Here is a 14,680-nt window from a genome sequence, read left to right as displayed (position 1 = left end):
CTCACAGCCCTACCAGCCCGGCCACCGCGCCCGCCGAGGCGAGGACGGTCAGCAGCGCCTGGGAATCGGCGAGCAGTTCACGCAGCCGCTCCCGGCGGGTGGGGGCCGCCCGGCCGGTGCGGGTGATCTCGTCCTCGGTGTCGGCGAGCGCCGCGTCCAGCGTCGCGGTCTGCTCGGTGGCCCGCACCCGGGCCAGGTCGGCGCGCAGCTCCCTCACCGCGAGCAGCAGTTCGCGCGACGTCTCGTCGGCCGGTTCCGCGCCGGTGGTGTGGTGGCTCTCGACGTGGGCGTGGTCGCCGAAGGCGAAGGTGCCCCCCGAGATGTCGCGGATGCTGATCCTGGATTCGTCCGACCCCATGGGCGCGGGCTCCTTTCGGCGTTCGGCGTTCGGCTTGTGACGCGCGGCGTGCGGCTTTCGGCGTGCGGCGTTCTACGGCTTGGCGCCGCCTCCGCCGAGGGGGGTGGACGCGGCGGACGAAGGGGTCGAGGCGGACGGGGCCGGCGAAGTGGACGAGGACACACGCGCGTGGTCGCCGAAGGCGAAGGTGCCTCCGGAGATGTCCCGGATGTGCACGCCCCCGTTGCTGATGTTGTTGACCTGCTGAACGAACTCGCCTGTCTGGTAACCGCATTCGGCGAGCGCGGACCGCACACCGTTCGCGACGCGGTCCTGGATGCTCTTCAGGTACCGCAGGACGTCCATCTCGTGGAACAAGGATCCCGCCTCGGCCGCGCCCAGTTCCCGCACGGACAGGGCGGGGCCTTCGGGCAGCGCGTTGGTGTAGCCCCCGGTCAGCTGCCGCCAGAGGTACGCCACCATCCTGCCGATGACGACGATGCAGCGGGCCGGTGAGCCGGGCACCCGGGCGAGGGCCCAGACTGCTTTGCCGAGGTGGTTGTTGTGGCGGAAACGGTGCGCCGCGCGGTCGGCGTCCTTGAAATCCTCGCGCACCGGCTGGAGCACATGCGGAGCGATCTCCAGCATCAGCATCCTGCCCTGGGTGTGGATACGGACGAACACGGTGACCACCAGTTCCTCCTCCCAGCCCCCGACCCGGATCCGCAGGAAGTGCCGCCGCTTCTCGGCGCCCTCCTCGACCGCCTGCGCCCGGTGGAACTCGAACTGCTGGGGCTGATAGGGCGCTTCGTCGCGCCGCAGCAGCCCCTCGGCGGGCAGGAACACGCACTCGTCGATCTCCAGCGCGCGCAGCCGGTCACGCACCCCGGGTCCCGCGTACTCCGCGGGCAGCCGGAGCCGTTCGAGCAACGGCCGGATCCTTTCCAGGACGGCCCGGTTGCTGATCGGCTGCTGCTTCTTCATCTCGTCGGGCCGCAGTTCGACGGACAGCACCCAGATGTCGTAGGCCTCGCCCGCCCCGCGGAAGGGACGTGCCTCCTCGTACATGATCAGGGGTGCGTGCTGCTCGGTCCGGATGCGGTGGGCCAGCCGGCGGAAGCGCTGTCCTTCGCTCCGCTCGGCCGGGTCGGCGGCGGCGTCCGGGAATCGCCGCGGGGACAGCTCGGCCGCCATGCTCGCGGCGAACTCGATCCGGCCGGCGAGTTCACAGCCCGCGATGAGCAGGAGCAGGACGATCGCCGCCCACGCCTCCCAGAGCTTGAACACGCCCGCCAGCACGTCCGTCCCGGCCTTGAAGGTGATCAGATCGAACGCACTGGGCGGTTCGGACGAGGAGGCCACGGAAGAGCCGCCGCCCCCCGCTCCGAACGCGGCGAGGACGGTGCCGATGCACAGGGCGGCGAACTCCAGCCGCCCGCCCCAGCGGAAGTAGAAGGCCAGCACTCTGCGGTACACCGGCGGCTGTTCGGCACGGCCCCTGATCCATCTCCCGATCCACAGGCTGACGCTGGGCGCGAGGAAGAAGAGGACCAGACCGCGGGTCAGCGCGCCACCCGCCGCCCACAGCCCCAGCGAGAGGCCCGCCCAGCCGAGTTCACGCCGCCGGGCGCGCAGCGCGTGCGCCAGGACCCGGGCCGCGTCCAGTCCCAGCGACGGCGCCACGAAGCGCTGCATGTGGAGATGGAGTTGCTCGATCACCCGGTCGCGGTAACCGGCGTCCAGATAGGTGCCCGCGCACAGCAGGCGCGTGGCCTCACTGGCGTGCGGCGGCACGGGCGCGACGGCGTCCGGGCCGACAGGGCGTGGCGCCGGCTCCGGATTCTGCTGCCCTGGCAGGTACGCGGTGCTCACACGGATCCCCCGATGCGTGGAACTCAGCCCGCAGAAAAGCGAGCTGACATCACATCAGCATAGGGGGACAAGAGGGACGGGGACAGCGAGTATCACCCGCTCGATGCAATCGCGTGAGGAGCGCGGATCGCATGCGGCGTCACCGCTCACGACGGCACCAGGGGAAACAGGCGTGGGCCGCGTCCCGGTCGGAACCGGAACACGGCCCACCGCGAAGGGTGCCGACGATCAGATGAGGCCCAGGGCGCGCACGGCGTCGCGCTCCTCGGAGAGCTCCTGCACGGAGGCGTCGATGCGGGTGCGGGAGAACTCGTTGACGTCCAGGCCCTGCACGATCTCGTACACGCCGTCCTTGCAGGTGACCGGGAAGGAGGAGATCAGGCCCTCCGCGACACCGTAGGAGCCGTCGGACGGGATGCCCATGGAGGTCCAGTCGCCCTCGGCGGTGCCGTTGACCCAGGTGTGGATGTGGTCGATGGCGGCGTTGGCGGCGGAGGCGGCCGACGAGGCACCGCGCGCCTCGATGATGGCGGCGCCGCGCTTGGCGACGGTCGGGATGAAGTCCTCGGCCAGCCACTTCTCGTCGCCCACGACCTCCGCGGCGTTCTTGCCCGCGACGGTGGCGTGGAAGATGTCGGGGTACTGGGTGGCGGAGTGGTTGCCCCAGATGGTGAGGCGCTTGATGTCGGCGACCGTGGTGCCGGTCTTCTTGGCGAGCTGCGTGAGCGCGCGGTTGTGGTCCAGGCGGGTCATCGCGGTGAACCGCTCCGCCGGTACGTCGGGCGCGGCGGCCTGGGCGATGAGCGCGTTGGTGTTGGCCGGGTTGCCGACCACGAGGACCTTGATGTCGTCGGCCGCGTGGGCGTTGATGGCCGCGCCCTGGGGCTTGAAGATGCCGCCGTTGGCCTCCAGCAGGTCACCGCGCTCCATGCCCTTGGTGCGGGGGCGGGCGCCGACGAGGAGGGCGACGTTGGTGCCGTCGAAGGCGACGTTCGGGTCGTCCGAGATGTCGATGCCCTGGAGGAGCGGGAACGCGCAGTCGTCGAGCTCCATGGCGGTGCCCTCGGCCGCCTTGAGCGCCGGGGTGATCTCCAGCAGACGCAGCTTGACCGGCACGTCCGCGCCGAGCAGCTGGCCGGAGGCGATGCGGAAGAGCAGGGCGTAACCGATCTGGCCGGCCGCGCCGGTGACGGTGACGTTCACGGGAGTGCGGGTCATGGCGTTCTCCGTAGGACAGCTGGCGGTGGGGCGTCCCCGCCCCGGGGGTACGGGATCCCCCGTCCCGGACCGGGCCGGTACCGGCTCGTGACCGGTGCCGGCCCAGGGCCGGTGCCGCCGCGATGAGCGATCACCTGCACAGATGATCGATATCTTGGCGTCAAGAGAGATCCGGCCGCCAGGCTATCGCGCGCCTCCCCGATACCGGACGCCCGGGCTCGTGTGGCCCGTCCCACAACCACGACCACGACCGCCGAGCCGGGTCGTGCGGCGCACACCGCCTGTCGCCGGTCGCGCCATGCCCCGGGCACACCGGACGGCCGCCCCGTCCGGGAGAGGGGAGAGGAGGGGCGGCCGCCGGACGGGGCACCGGCACACGACCGGAATCCCGTGGGGGGATACCGAGCGCGTGCCCACCGCCGACCGCTTCATGCCGGACGGGGACGGACTTCCCTACGGCCCTACGGCGTACAGCCCTGCTGTCCTGACGCCAGGGTCACGCACGCCTTCGCCGCGGAGCCGTCCTTCGCCGCCACCATCGGGGTGTACGCGATGGTGTCACCGGCCGTGGTGATGCCGTCCGACACCTTCTTCGTGCCCGCGGTCAGCGTCACCCGGTCGCCCGGCGCCGCCGAGGTGATACGGCCCCACGCGGCACCGCACACCGTGCTGTAGCGGACCTCGACGAGCGTCGTGCCCACGGTCGCGCTCTTCACCGTGCTCACCGTGGTGGTGTCCTTGGCGCAGCCCATGGCCTCCGCGTCCTTGCCGGTGCAGCCGGTCCCGGCGCACTTCACCCCGGGCGGCAGTTTCCGCGTGGCGGTGGCCGACGGCTTCGCCTTCGGATGCGCGGCCTCGCCGTTCCCGCCGTCGTCACGGGTGAGGAACAGCGCCACCGCGACCACGACCAGCACACCGACCAGGCCCGCCGCGAACATCACCAGCCGTCGTCCGCCCACCGGGCCGCCCAGGCCGCCGGAGCCCCCGGCAGCACCGGATCCACCCGGGCCTCGGGACCTGCCGGGGCTTCCCGGTCCGCCCGCCGGACCGGCCGGCCGGGGTGCGCGGGCCCGCGGCGGTTCACCCTGCGGACCGAACGGGGTCTCGGCGTCCGGGGTCGCCGGTCCGGGCCGCGCGGTACCGCCGGACGCCGCCGCCGTACCCGGTGCCGGACGGCCGCCGGACCTCGAGGGACCCCGGTACCCGGAAACCCCCCACGAGTTGGCGGTGCCGTCCCCGCCGTTTCCGCCGGAGGCGCCGGAGGTGGCCTTGCCGGGGACGGCGTCCTCCGGCGGGGCGGACCGCGGCACCGCCGGTCCGCTTCCGGCCGGTCGGGTCCCGGCCTGTTCGGTCACGCCGGGCCTGGCGGGTGCCGGCGACGGCGGTGGGGCCGACGGCCTGCCGCCCGTGTGCGCCGGGGCCGGGGAGGCCACCGTCCCGGTCCCCGCCGACGCGGCGCGCGCCGTGGAGATCCGTATCGCCTCCACGGTCATGTCATGGCGCATCTCGGACCGGCTCCAGGCCCGTTCGGCGAGTTCCCACAGCGTCGTCAGGTGAACCGGGCTGGTCCCGGTGACCTCGGCCAGCGCGACGACCGCACCCTTGGGTGCGAGAAGCCTGCCGTTGAGGTAGCGCTCCCAGGACGTCTTGCTGTAACCCGTGTGGTCGGCCAGCGCCGCGACGCCGAGACCGCTGCGGTCCACGAGCCGCCGCAACTGCTCCGCGAACTCCTTGACCTGCGGATCGAGATCGTCCGGCAAGGCCCTCCAGCGAGGCATTCCTTCCCCCTCCTCCCCCGGGTCCGTACCGATGTGCCACCGCGTGTCCGCCGCGCCTCCCCCGCGCGTGGGGCTCCTGACGAGTACCCGGGGGTGGTTACTCACAGGGATGCGTGCTTCGAGGATCTCAGTTCCCGGAGCGGAGGCGCACGGGGTCTTCCGGGCCACGCCAGGGCATCGGCGCGGTCCGCCGCGCGCCGTCCTGCCGCGAGCACGTAGCGGAACGGTCACTTCCGTGCCACAGGGCTCTGACAGGCGTTGATCGGACCGACCGCGGTGCAGAAGAGTGGGGCGGGACGGCGGACCGTCCTTCTCGGGGGAGGGGACGGTCCGCCGTACCCGTGTGCGCCGGGGCCGCGGGTCACCCGGCGGCGGGGGGCCGGGTGCCTCAGTTGTTCAGTGTGAAATGCAGGGTGTCCTTGAGGAACGGGATCTCCAGCAGGGGATGCGGCTGGGCCATCATCGCCAGCAGCACTATCGCGCCGCCGAGCACCCCGTAGGTGACGATGTCCGTGAACCGGGAGCGCACGGCCAGCATGCCGACCCCGGGGAGCACCCAGCGCAGCACGGCTCCGGCGAGCAGCGCCGTCCCGATCAGCAGCGTGCCGGCCCGGAACTGGTCGAGGGCGATGACCAGCAGCCCCAGGGCGGCGAGCCCGAGCACGGTGAGTATCGGCCACTGCCGGGCGGGCGCGGGAGCGTCACCCGGCGCGGCACGGCCACCGCCCTCCGGGCGCGCGGTGTCCCTGGTGAACAGGGGGAACCGGCGTGTGACCCGGCGGGCGCGGCCCTGGACGTCGGGCACGCTGATCGCGTCGCGGACGGTCTGCTCCGCGGCGGCCTCCACGGCCTCGGCCGCCTCCGCCGCCTCGGCGGCTTCAGCGGCGGCGGCTTCGGACGCGGTGCGGTCGGGCTCGGTGTCGTGTACCGGTTCGTCGTGGCCGGTCGCGCAGTTCCCCGCGCCCCTCAGGTCGACGGCGGCACCCTTGGCCACAGGGGCCCCCTTCGTCACGGACGCCGACTCGGCCACGGACGTCGGCTTGGCCGTGGACGCATCCCTTGGCGCGGACGCAGGCTTGGCCGTCGACGTCGGCCTGGGTGGGGTGGGCGCCTGCTCCGGGTCCCCGGCCAGGGGGCCGGGGGCGTGTTCCTTGCTGCTCGCGTCAGGCGACACCGCGCTCCGCCGCCTCCACCACGTTGACGAGCAGCTGGGCGCGGGTCATCGGGCCCACGCCGCCCGGGTTCGGGGAGATCCAGCCGGCGACCTCGGCGACACCGGGGTGGACATCGCCGACGATCTTGCCCTCGGCGGTCCGGGAGACGCCGACGTCGAGCACGGCGGCGCCCGGTTTGACGTCCTCGGGGCGGATCAGATGGGCGGAGCCCGCCGCGGCGACGATGACGTCGGCGCGCTTGAGGTGCGCCGACAGGTCGCGCGTGCCGGTGTGGCACTGGGTCACCGTGGCGTTCTCGCTGCGCCGCGTCAGCAGCAGCGGCATCGGGCGGCCGATGGTGATGCCGCGGCCGACGACCACGACCTCGGCGCCCTTGAGCTCCACGCCGTAGCGGCGCAGCAGGGTGAGGACCCCGTTGGGCGTGCAGGGCAGCGGGGCGGGTTCGCCCAGAACGAGGCGGCCGAGGTTCATCGGGTGCAGGCCGTCGGCGTCCTTGTCGGGGTCCATCAGTTCGAGGATGCGGTTCTCGTCGATGCCCTTGGGCAGCGGCAGCTGGACGATGTAACCGGTGCAGGCGGGGTCCTCGTTCAGTTCGCGGACGACCGCCTCGATCTCCTCCTGCGTGGCGGTGGCGGGCAGTTCGCGCTGGATGGAGGCGATGCCGACCTGCGCGCAGTCGCGGTGCTTGCCTGCCACGTATTTCTGGCTGCCGGGGTCGTCCCCGACGAGGATCGTGCCGAGGCCGGGCGTGACGCCCCTCTCCTTCAGCGCTGCGACCCGGGTGGCAAGGTCGGACTTGATCGCGGCGGCGGTGGCCTTGCCATCGAGAATCTGGGCGGTCATGACTCCATCCTCGCGGATCGCGGGCGCACGGTTCAATTCGGGTGCCCCGGACCCCCGGGTGCTGCCGCCGGTCACCGCTCCGTGCGTGTCCCCTGCTGTTTCGCTGCCCGTACCCACTGTTCTCCCCACGTCTTTCCCACGCCTCTGCTTCCGCCCCGCCCGTCATGATCCAGGATGTTGCACTTGCACAACTACTGACCATTTGAGCTGGACAACCACTTGTCTGTGCTACGACGATGAGCGGCGCAGTGCCGCGGTCCGTGTTGGGGGGCAAACCGCTCGTTCGTTGACGATCCTCCGCGCCATCCGCGTCGTCCCCAGTTCGTCAACGGAGGAAGACAGTCATGAGTTTCGGCTCGCCCGAAAATCCTTACGGTCAGCCGCAGAACCCGCAGCAGCCGGGTTACGGCTACCCCCAGCAGGGCCAGCCGGGCTACGGCTACCCGCAGCAGGGCCAGCCCGGTTACGGCTACCCGCAGCAGGCTCAGCCGGGCTACGGCACCCCTGGCTACGGCGCTCCGGGCTACGGCGCGCAGCCGGCGTACGCGAACTGGGGCCAGCGGTTCCTGGGCACCCTCGTCGACGGTCTGGTCTTCCTCGTCCCGTACCTCCTCGTCCTCTTCGGCAGGAAGACCCCGGCGCTCATGATCGTCGGTATCCTCATCCTGCTGGGTCTTGCGATCTGGCAGCTCATCATGGAGGGCCGCACCGGCCAGACCCTCGGCAAGAAGGCCCTCGGCATACGCCTCCTGAAGGAGGAGACCGGCCAGCCGCTCGGCGTCGGCATGGCCTTCGTCCGCCGTATAGCCCACGCCCTCGACAGCATCGCCTGCTACCTGGGCTGGCTGTGGCCCGCCTGGGACGCCAAGCGGCAGACCTTCGCCGACAAGGTGTGCGGTTCGATCGTCATACGCTCGCAGTGAGTCGCTGAATCACCGAGTCACTGAGCCGCTGGTTCTCCGGAATCACCGGTGGCACGAGGACTGAACGAACGGCGGCGGCCGCCGGTTCCCTTCCGGGAACCGGCGGCCGCTTCGTCGTACGGCCCGGCGAGCCGGGGAACGGCGGCGGTCAGTGGAAGAAGTGCCGCGTCCCCGTGAGGTACATGGTGACCCCGGCCTTCCGCGCGGCCTCCGCCACAGCCTCGTCGCGGACCGAACCGCCGGGCTGCACCACGGCCTTGACGCCGGCCTCGGTGAGGATCTCCAGCCCGTCCGGGAAGGGGAAGAAGGCGTCGGACGCCGCGTAGGAGCCCCGTGCCCGTTCGGCACCCGCCCGCTCGACCGCCAGCTTCGCCGAGTCGACCCGGTTGACCTGGCCCATGCCGACGCCGACGGAGGCGCCGTCCTTGGCGAGCAGGATGGCGTTGGACTTGACGGCCCGGCAGGCCCGCCAGGCGAAGGCGAGTTCGGCGAGTTCCGCCTCGGACAGCGCCTCGCCGGTCGCGAGCGTCCAGTGGGCGGGGTCGTCGCCGTCGGCCTGGAGGCGGTCGGCGGCCTGGAGCAGCGCGCCGCCGTCGATCGGCTTGACCTCTACCGGGGCGGACGGGCCGTGCGCGGCCTTCAGGACACGGATGTTCTTCTTCTTGGTGAGCGCCTCGAGAGCGCCGTCCTCGTAGCCGGGCGCGACGATGACCTCGGTGAAGATCTCGGCGACCTGCTCGGCCATCTCCTTGCTGACGGGCCGGTTGACGGCGATGACGCCGCCGAACGCCGACAGCGGGTCGCAGGCATGCGCCTTGCGGTGCGCCTCGGCGACGTCCGCGGCGGTCGCGATGCCGCACGGGTTGGCGTGCTTGATGATCGCGACGGTCGGCCCGGCGTGGTCGTACGCGGCACGGAGCGCGGCATCCGTGTCCGTGTAGTTGTTGTACGACATCTCCTTGCCGTGCAGCTGCTCCGCCTCGGCGAGGCCGCCGGCGTGGGAGGTGTAGAGGGCGGCGGGCTGGTGCGGGTTCTCGCCGTAGCGCAGGGTGTGCGCGCGCTCCCAGGTGGCGCCGAGGAAGTCGGGGAAGTCCGAGTCGTCGACGGGGGCGTACTCGGACGCGAACCAGGAGGCCACGGCGACGTCGTAGGCGGCGGTGTGCTTGAACGCCTCGGCGGCGAGCCGCTTGCGGGTGACGAGGTCGAAGCCGCCGTCCTGGACCGCGGCGAGCACGTCCGCGTAGCGGGCGGGGCTGGTGACGACCGCGACGGAGGGGTGGTTCTTGGCGGCGGCGCGCACCATGGAGGGGCCGCCGATGTCGATCTGCTCGACGCACTCGTCGGGCGTGGCGCCGGAGGCGACGGTCTCGCGGAACGGGTAGAGGTTCACGACGACGAGGTCGAAGGGGGCGACGCCCAGCTCGTCGAGCTGCTGCCGGTGGCTCTCCAGGCGCAGGTCGGCGAGGATGCCGGCGTGCACCTTCGGGTGCAGGGTCTTGACGCGGCCGTCCAGGCACTCGGGGAAACCGGTGAGCTCCTCGACCTTGGTGACGGGGACGTCGGCGGCGGCGATACGGGAGGCGGTGGAACCGGTGGAGACGAGTTCGACACCGGCCGCGTGCAGTCGGCGCGCGAGGTCCTCGAGGCCCGTCTTGTCGTAGACGCTGACGAGCGCCCGTCGGATGGGCCGCTTGGTGTTCTCGGCGGTGACGGTCACTGGATGACTACCTTTCGTCCCTCGATGCGATAGCCGTTGCGGGCGAGGCGCCCCACGACCTCGACGAGCAGCCTTCGCTCGACGTCCTTGATGCGCTCGTGCAGAGCGCTCTCGTCGTCCTCGTCCCGGACCTCGACCACTCCCTGGGCGATGATCGGGCCGGTGTCGACGCCGTCGTCGACGAAGTGGACGGTGCAGCCGGTGACCCGGGCGCCGTACGCGAGTGCGTCCCGCACGCCGTGGGCTCCGGGGAAACTGGGCAGCAGGGCGGGGTGGGTGTTGACGAACCGCCCTCCGAAGCGCGCGAGGAACTCCTTCCCCACGATCTTCATGAACCCGGCGGACACCACGAGGTCGGGACGGTGCGCGGCGACGGCCTCGGCGAGCGCCGCGTCCCACTCCTCGCGGGTCGCGTAGTCCCTGACCCTCCGTACGAAGGTGGGCAGTCCGGCGCGTTCCGCGCGCACGAGGCCCTCGATCCCGTCGCGGTCGGCGCCGACGGCCACGATCTCGGCGCCGTACGCCTCGGGACCGGCATCGGCGATCGCGTCGAGGAGCGCCTGGAGGTTGGTGCCGGATCCGGAGACCAGCACGACGAGGCGCTTGGCCACGGGCTTGGCGGCCACGGTGGGGCCCTTTCTCGGGAGAGCGTTTGTATGGTCGTACGAATGCTTCGCGCCCGTGGATACGGGGAACTGTACGAAGCGGACGACCGTCAGCAACGATACCGGCACATCGGACGGCCCCCGCCTGACGGGGGCGTGGCCGGAAGGTAGCGTCTGGGGAGGAGCCCGGTTCGGGAACGCGGCCCGTGCGCGGCACGTTCACGAGATGACAGCTTCACTCGGTTCGCCCTGTTCACCCAGCCCGTTCACGTCGTCCGGACCACTCCGTTCCCGGCCCGCCCGGCTCGCTCGGTTCACTCAGCTCGCTCAGACATTCGTCCATTCGTCCATTCGTCGGCGGACTTTCGTCGCCACAAGGGGAAGACGCTCACTTTGATGCCGGACCGCAGCCTGCGACTCCTCCCGCTCCCGCCGCAGACACCGCCGCAGGAAGGGCAGCGGGGCGGCCTCGCGCTGCCCGGGCGGGGCCCTGCGCCGAGTGACGGCCACGCGCTGTTGCGGGAGCGCCCGGCGTCGCCCCCGGACGCCTCCTCGCCGATAGGCAGCGGGAACGGCACGGGCGGCGGCCGGCACGGCGAGGGACGCGACGGTGGCGGCCACAGCGGTGGCGGTGACAGCGGTGGCGGCGACGAGGGCGGCGGGAGCCGGGACGACGGCAATCCCTTCGCACCGCCGCCGGAGGGCACCCCGGACCGTCCGTGGCAGCCCCGGCGCCCGGCGGGCGGCAAGGACGACGACTCCGACTCCCCCGGTGACGGCGGCTACGTCCCCTGGGGCAGTCAGTGGAGCGACCGGCAGCCGGGCCGCTCCGCGGGAGGCGGCTTCGGCGAGCGTCCGGGCGCACCGGGCGGGCACGGCGGACCGGCAGGCCAGGGGGGCCAGGGCGGGCAGGGCGGACCGGAGGGGCCGGGCGGGCCGTCGGGACCGGGCATGCGCTGGGACCCCACGGATCCGGTGCAGCGCCGGGCGCGCTACTCACTGCTGTGCGGTATGTGGGCGTTCTTCTTCATCCTTTTCGGCTGGCCGTACGTGGCTCTGCTGCTGGGTGCGCTCGCCGTGTACTGGAGCATCAGCAGCCTGCGCGGCACGTCCCGCCGCGCCCCCGACCCGGACACCGGGCCGGCCCGGGACTCCCGGAGCAGGCCGCCGACCACGGCCGCGATCAGCGGTCTGGTCACGGCGTCCCTGGCCCTCGTCCTGGTCGCCGCGACCTTCGCGACCCATCTGGTCTACCGCGACTACTACACCTGCACCAACGACGCCCTCACCCACCAGGCCAGACAGTCCTGCTCCGACCTGCTGCCGAAGGAACTGCGCAACTTCCTGGGCAACAACGCCTGACGGCCCGCCGACTGCGGCCGCGCGTCCCGCGCGAGCGTGGGGTGTTCGGCTGCTGCGGAGAGCGGCAGCGCAGCGCGGTGGAGGCGTGGCTGCGGTGCGGCTGTGGCACTGCCGTGGCACTGCCGTGGCGTGAAACGTTCACCGCGTCCGGGGGCTGCGCCGCCGTCCCGACCTCGCCGTAGCCACGCTGCCGGCACCTCCCCCGGACGGCGGCCGGAGCGACGTACTCACCGCCGCGTCTCAGGAACCGTCCCCGCACTCGCCGTCGCGGCCCTCTCCTTCGGTCTGCGGCGCAGGAGGGTGAGGGCCAGGGTCAGCGGGAGCGACACCACGGTCAGCCAGGCCAGGGCCGCCGCTCCCGTCGTCCACCACACCGGGCCGAACGCGGCGAGGGCGGCCACGCCGAGGCGTCCGCCCGACACCGCCGCCAAGGCCGCCACCGCGGCCGCGCACAGGACGGCCGCCAGGCCGGCGGTGGCTGTTGCGGCGGCGGCCGTGGCCGTGGTGACCTCAGGGGTGGCGGCCGTGGTGCGGGCCGTCGGCCGCACCGGCGCGGTGCCCTTCCCCGCCGCCTCTCTTCCCGCCCCCTTCGCGGCCCTCCTCGGGTGCGGCACCGTGACCCAGGCGGCCGCCGCGGCGGCCGCGAGCGGTACGACCCCCGCCGCCCAGTTCGGCAAGGCACCCGCCCCGGCCTCCGGCACCGCCGCCAGCAGCGGGAACCGGGGAAGAAGCGGGGCCGGCGACGCGGACAGCGGGGTCACCAGATGTCCCACGCCCAGGGCGAAACCGGGACCGAGGCCGTAGGCCGCGCCCCAGACCGCCGCGTTGGGCAGCAGCGCCGCGCAGAGCAGCAGCACCGCGACCCGCCCCGGCCAGCCGCCCGTCCCCCGGACCAGGGACGTGTGCGCCGCCCCCGCGTGCCAGCCGAGCGACACCGCGAACAGCAGCGCCCCGCCGACGACCAGCACCGCGGTTCCGGCCGCCGCCGCGCGCACCGCCGTACCGAGGCGGACCGCCGCGGCCTGACCCGGCGGCAGCCGCCGCAGCCACCCCGGCAGCAGCGGTACGAGCGCCCCGCGCAGCGGCTCGAGCGGTCTGCCGTACGCCGTCCACACGCCGGCGCCCGCCGCCGCCCCGGCGAGCAGCGGCAGGCACACCGCCGTCCAGGCCCATTCCGGACGCAGGGTGCCGCCGGAGGCGTAGAGCGCCGCGGTGCCCCCGGCGGGCAGATAGCCGAGGAGCACTCCGGTCCACACGTTCCGCGCGACACGGACGGCGTGGCCGACGCGGGGCGCGCGGGGGGCGTGAGCGGGGCTCGGACGCGGTGGCGCCGCGTCGTCACCCCGCCGTTCCGGCCCCTCCGCCGCCTCCGCCGCGTCCCGGGCCGCCCGGTACACCAGCCACGCCGGCAGCGCGAGGAGCAGCAGCGGGGTCACTCCCATCGGTGCGGGAGCGCCGGTGAGCGTGTCGGTGCGGACCAGTTCGGCCCCGTGCGCCAGCAGCCACAGGGCCGCGGCGAGGTGCAGCGCGCCGCCGGGGCCGTTGTCGGGGTACGGGGAGGCGATCCACAGCACCATGACGAGAACCGCGGACCAGCAGAGTCCGAGGCCCGCCGCGACCACACCGCCCAGCACGCCCGCGGCCAGTCCGGGCCCTCGACCGGGCCGCTGTCGCCACCACCGCCGGTCTCCGCGGTTCCGGTGGTTCCGGCGGTCGAGTCCGTCGGGCATCCGGAGAAGCGGGAAGGGCCGGAGGGGCGAAGGCGGGCGTTCGGGCGTCTGCGTCACGCCCGTCATGCTCCCAACGTCACACTCGTTTCCCCCGTAACAGGCAGACCTTCGCAGTGTCGCCCAAAATGCGCTTATGTGCTTTTTTCTGTGGAGGGATGCACTGTGACCCGAGGTCAGCATGCGCCCGACCTGACACCCGCTCAGGCGTTCGACGCCCTCTACGCCTTCTGCGCACCCGCTCTCGTACGCCAGTCCTATCTGCTCACCGGCCGCCGCGGCCTGGCCCACGAGTCGGTCGAGCGCGCCTTCCAACTCGCCTGGGAACGCTGGCCCGAGGTGGCCCGTGACCGGGACCCGGCGGGCTGGGTGCGCGCGGCCACCCACGAGTACGCGCTCTCCCCCTGGCACCGGCTCCACCGCCGCCACCGCCGCCCCGAACCGCCCCTCCCCCCGGCCGCACCCGCCGTACCCGGCCCTTCACCGGCCGACCGCGCCCTCATGGACGTACTCCTGCGCCTCCCGCCCGCGCACCGCCGCACCCTCCTCCTCCACGACGGTGTCGGCCTCGGCCTCCCGGAGACGGCGGCGGAGACGGAGGCCAGCACCCGCGCGACGGCGTACCGGCTGGTGCACGCCCGCGAGACGGCGGCCTCGTACCTCCCGGAACTGGCCGAGCCCGCCGAGCTGCACCACCGGCTGACCCTGCTCGCCTCCTCGGAGCGGCTCGACCCCGGCCGCCCGCCGCACGTACGGGCCGACGGTGAGCAGCGGGTGCGGGCGAGGACCCGGGCGGCGTTCGTCCTCACCGCCGTGATCGCGGGCGCGACGGCCCTGACCCTGCACACCGCGCCCACCCGCTACGACCCGCCGGTACCGGCCGGGCGGGCGGTCCGGGGGCTGCCGCCGGCGGTGGCGCTGGGGCCGCCGTCCCGGACACAGCAGGACCTGCGCGACAAGTTGCGTGAGGAGACGGCGCGCGGCCCGGAGCGTCTCGTACCGGAGACCCGCTGAACAGCCTCTGCCACCGGCTCACGCAACGGCCGCGGGCGGGCAGGCGAAGCCGCCGCCACAGCGGACACGGAAGGGCCCGCACCCCCCGGCCGGGGGGTGCGGGCCCGTC

The 14,680-nt window shown here is 73.2% G+C and carries 12 protein-coding genes; 3 read left to right on the top strand and 9 right to left on the bottom strand.

Translation table 11 applies throughout. From position 1 onward, the window contains the following. Position 1 precedes the first annotated feature (1 nt). The 6 genes from ABZ862_RS04340 to ABZ862_RS04315 form a co-directional block, all read right to left on the bottom strand. Positions 2-358, bottom strand: a complete 357-nt coding sequence (locus ABZ862_RS04340; RefSeq protein ID WP_360951986.1) for a hypothetical protein — start codon at positions 356-358, stop codon at positions 2-4. 72 nt (positions 359-430) lie between these two features. Beyond that, a complete protein-coding gene (locus ABZ862_RS04335; RefSeq protein WP_360951983.1) occupies positions 431-2,209 on the bottom strand; it encodes a hypothetical protein in 1,779 nt (592 codons plus the stop codon). Positions 2,210-2,437: 228 nt separating this feature from the next. Then, positions 2,438-3,427, bottom strand: coding sequence for a malate dehydrogenase (locus tag ABZ862_RS04330; protein WP_360951980.1), 990 nt, complete (start codon positions 3,425-3,427; stop codon positions 2,438-2,440). A 461-nt stretch (positions 3,428-3,888) separates the two neighbouring features. Further along, positions 3,889-5,205 (bottom strand): DUF2690 domain-containing protein, encoded by a 1,317-nt coding sequence (locus tag ABZ862_RS04325; RefSeq protein WP_360951977.1) that lies wholly within the window; start codon positions 5,203-5,205, stop codon positions 3,889-3,891. Between the two features lie 388 nt (positions 5,206-5,593). Then, complete coding sequence (locus tag ABZ862_RS04320; RefSeq protein WP_360951974.1) at positions 5,594-6,199, bottom strand: DUF3017 domain-containing protein; 606 nt, start codon at positions 6,197-6,199, stop codon at positions 5,594-5,596. Positions 6,200-6,368: 169 nt separating this feature from the next. Then, on the bottom strand, positions 6,369-7,223 hold the full coding sequence (locus ABZ862_RS04315; RefSeq protein WP_360951971.1) for a bifunctional methylenetetrahydrofolate dehydrogenase/methenyltetrahydrofolate cyclohydrolase: 855 nt from the start codon (positions 7,221-7,223) through the stop codon (positions 6,369-6,371). 344 nt (positions 7,224-7,567) lie between these two features. Here ABZ862_RS04315 and ABZ862_RS04310 point away from each other — a divergent pair, with 344 nt between their 5' ends. Then, on the top strand, positions 7,568-8,146 hold the full coding sequence (locus tag ABZ862_RS04310; RefSeq protein WP_360951968.1) for an RDD family protein: 579 nt from the start codon (positions 7,568-7,570) through the stop codon (positions 8,144-8,146). 148 nt (positions 8,147-8,294) lie between these two features. Here ABZ862_RS04310 and purH read toward each other — a convergent pair whose 3' ends face one another. Both purH and purN read right to left on the bottom strand, forming a co-directional pair. Beyond that, a complete protein-coding gene (purH, locus tag ABZ862_RS04305; RefSeq protein WP_360951965.1) occupies positions 8,295-9,863 on the bottom strand; it encodes a bifunctional phosphoribosylaminoimidazolecarboxamide formyltransferase/IMP cyclohydrolase in 1,569 nt (522 codons plus the stop codon). Beyond that, a complete protein-coding gene (gene purN, locus ABZ862_RS04300; protein WP_360951962.1) occupies positions 9,860-10,489 on the bottom strand; it encodes a phosphoribosylglycinamide formyltransferase in 630 nt (209 codons plus the stop codon). Before purN ends, purH begins: the two co-directional genes overlap by 4 nt. A 375-nt stretch (positions 10,490-10,864) precedes the next feature. On the opposite strand from purN, the gene ABZ862_RS04295 reads away from it, so the two are divergent. Next, complete coding sequence (locus ABZ862_RS04295) at positions 10,865-11,830, top strand: hypothetical protein (protein WP_360951959.1); 966 nt, start codon at positions 10,865-10,867, stop codon at positions 11,828-11,830. Between the two features lie 227 nt (positions 11,831-12,057). Here ABZ862_RS04295 and ABZ862_RS04290 read toward each other — a convergent pair whose 3' ends face one another. After that, positions 12,058-13,464 carry a DUF6350 family protein gene (locus ABZ862_RS04290; protein WP_360951956.1) on the bottom strand — a complete coding sequence of 469 codons (1,407 nt, stop codon included), beginning with the start codon at positions 13,462-13,464 and terminating at the stop codon, positions 12,058-12,060. Between ABZ862_RS04290 and ABZ862_RS04285 the strand changes: the two genes are divergently transcribed. Further along, on the top strand, positions 13,351-14,571 hold the full coding sequence (locus ABZ862_RS04285) for a hypothetical protein (RefSeq protein WP_360951953.1): 1,221 nt from the start codon (positions 13,351-13,353) through the stop codon (positions 14,569-14,571). The two genes, ABZ862_RS04290 and ABZ862_RS04285, sit on opposite strands and share 114 nt — an antisense overlap. Positions 14,572-14,680: the final 109 nt, after the last annotated feature.

It is taken from the genome of Streptomyces sp. NPDC047000, from assembly GCF_040644295.1.
GTDB lineage: Bacteria > Actinomycetota > Actinomycetes > Streptomycetales > Streptomycetaceae > Streptomyces.
The sequence above is the reverse complement of the archived record's forward strand: the minus strand, read 5'-3'. Positions and strand labels throughout refer to the sequence as shown.

Coding starts and splice junctions, on each gene's coding strand:
- ABZ862_RS04295 (WP_360951959.1), top strand. CDS start 10,865: ATGCCGGACCGCAGCCTGCGACTCCTCCCGCTCCCGCCGCAGACACCG.
- ABZ862_RS04340 (WP_360951986.1), bottom strand. CDS start 358: ATGGGGTCGGACGAATCCAGGATCAGCATCCGCGACATCTCGGGGGGC.
- ABZ862_RS04310 (WP_360951968.1), top strand. CDS start 7,568: ATGAGTTTCGGCTCGCCCGAAAATCCTTACGGTCAGCCGCAGAACCCG.
- ABZ862_RS04330 (WP_360951980.1), bottom strand. CDS start 3,427: ATGACCCGCACTCCCGTGAACGTCACCGTCACCGGCGCGGCCGGCCAG.
- ABZ862_RS04315 (WP_360951971.1), bottom strand. CDS start 7,223: ATGACCGCCCAGATTCTCGATGGCAAGGCCACCGCCGCCGCGATCAAG.
- ABZ862_RS04325 (WP_360951977.1), bottom strand. CDS start 5,205: ATGCCTCGCTGGAGGGCCTTGCCGGACGATCTCGATCCGCAGGTCAAG.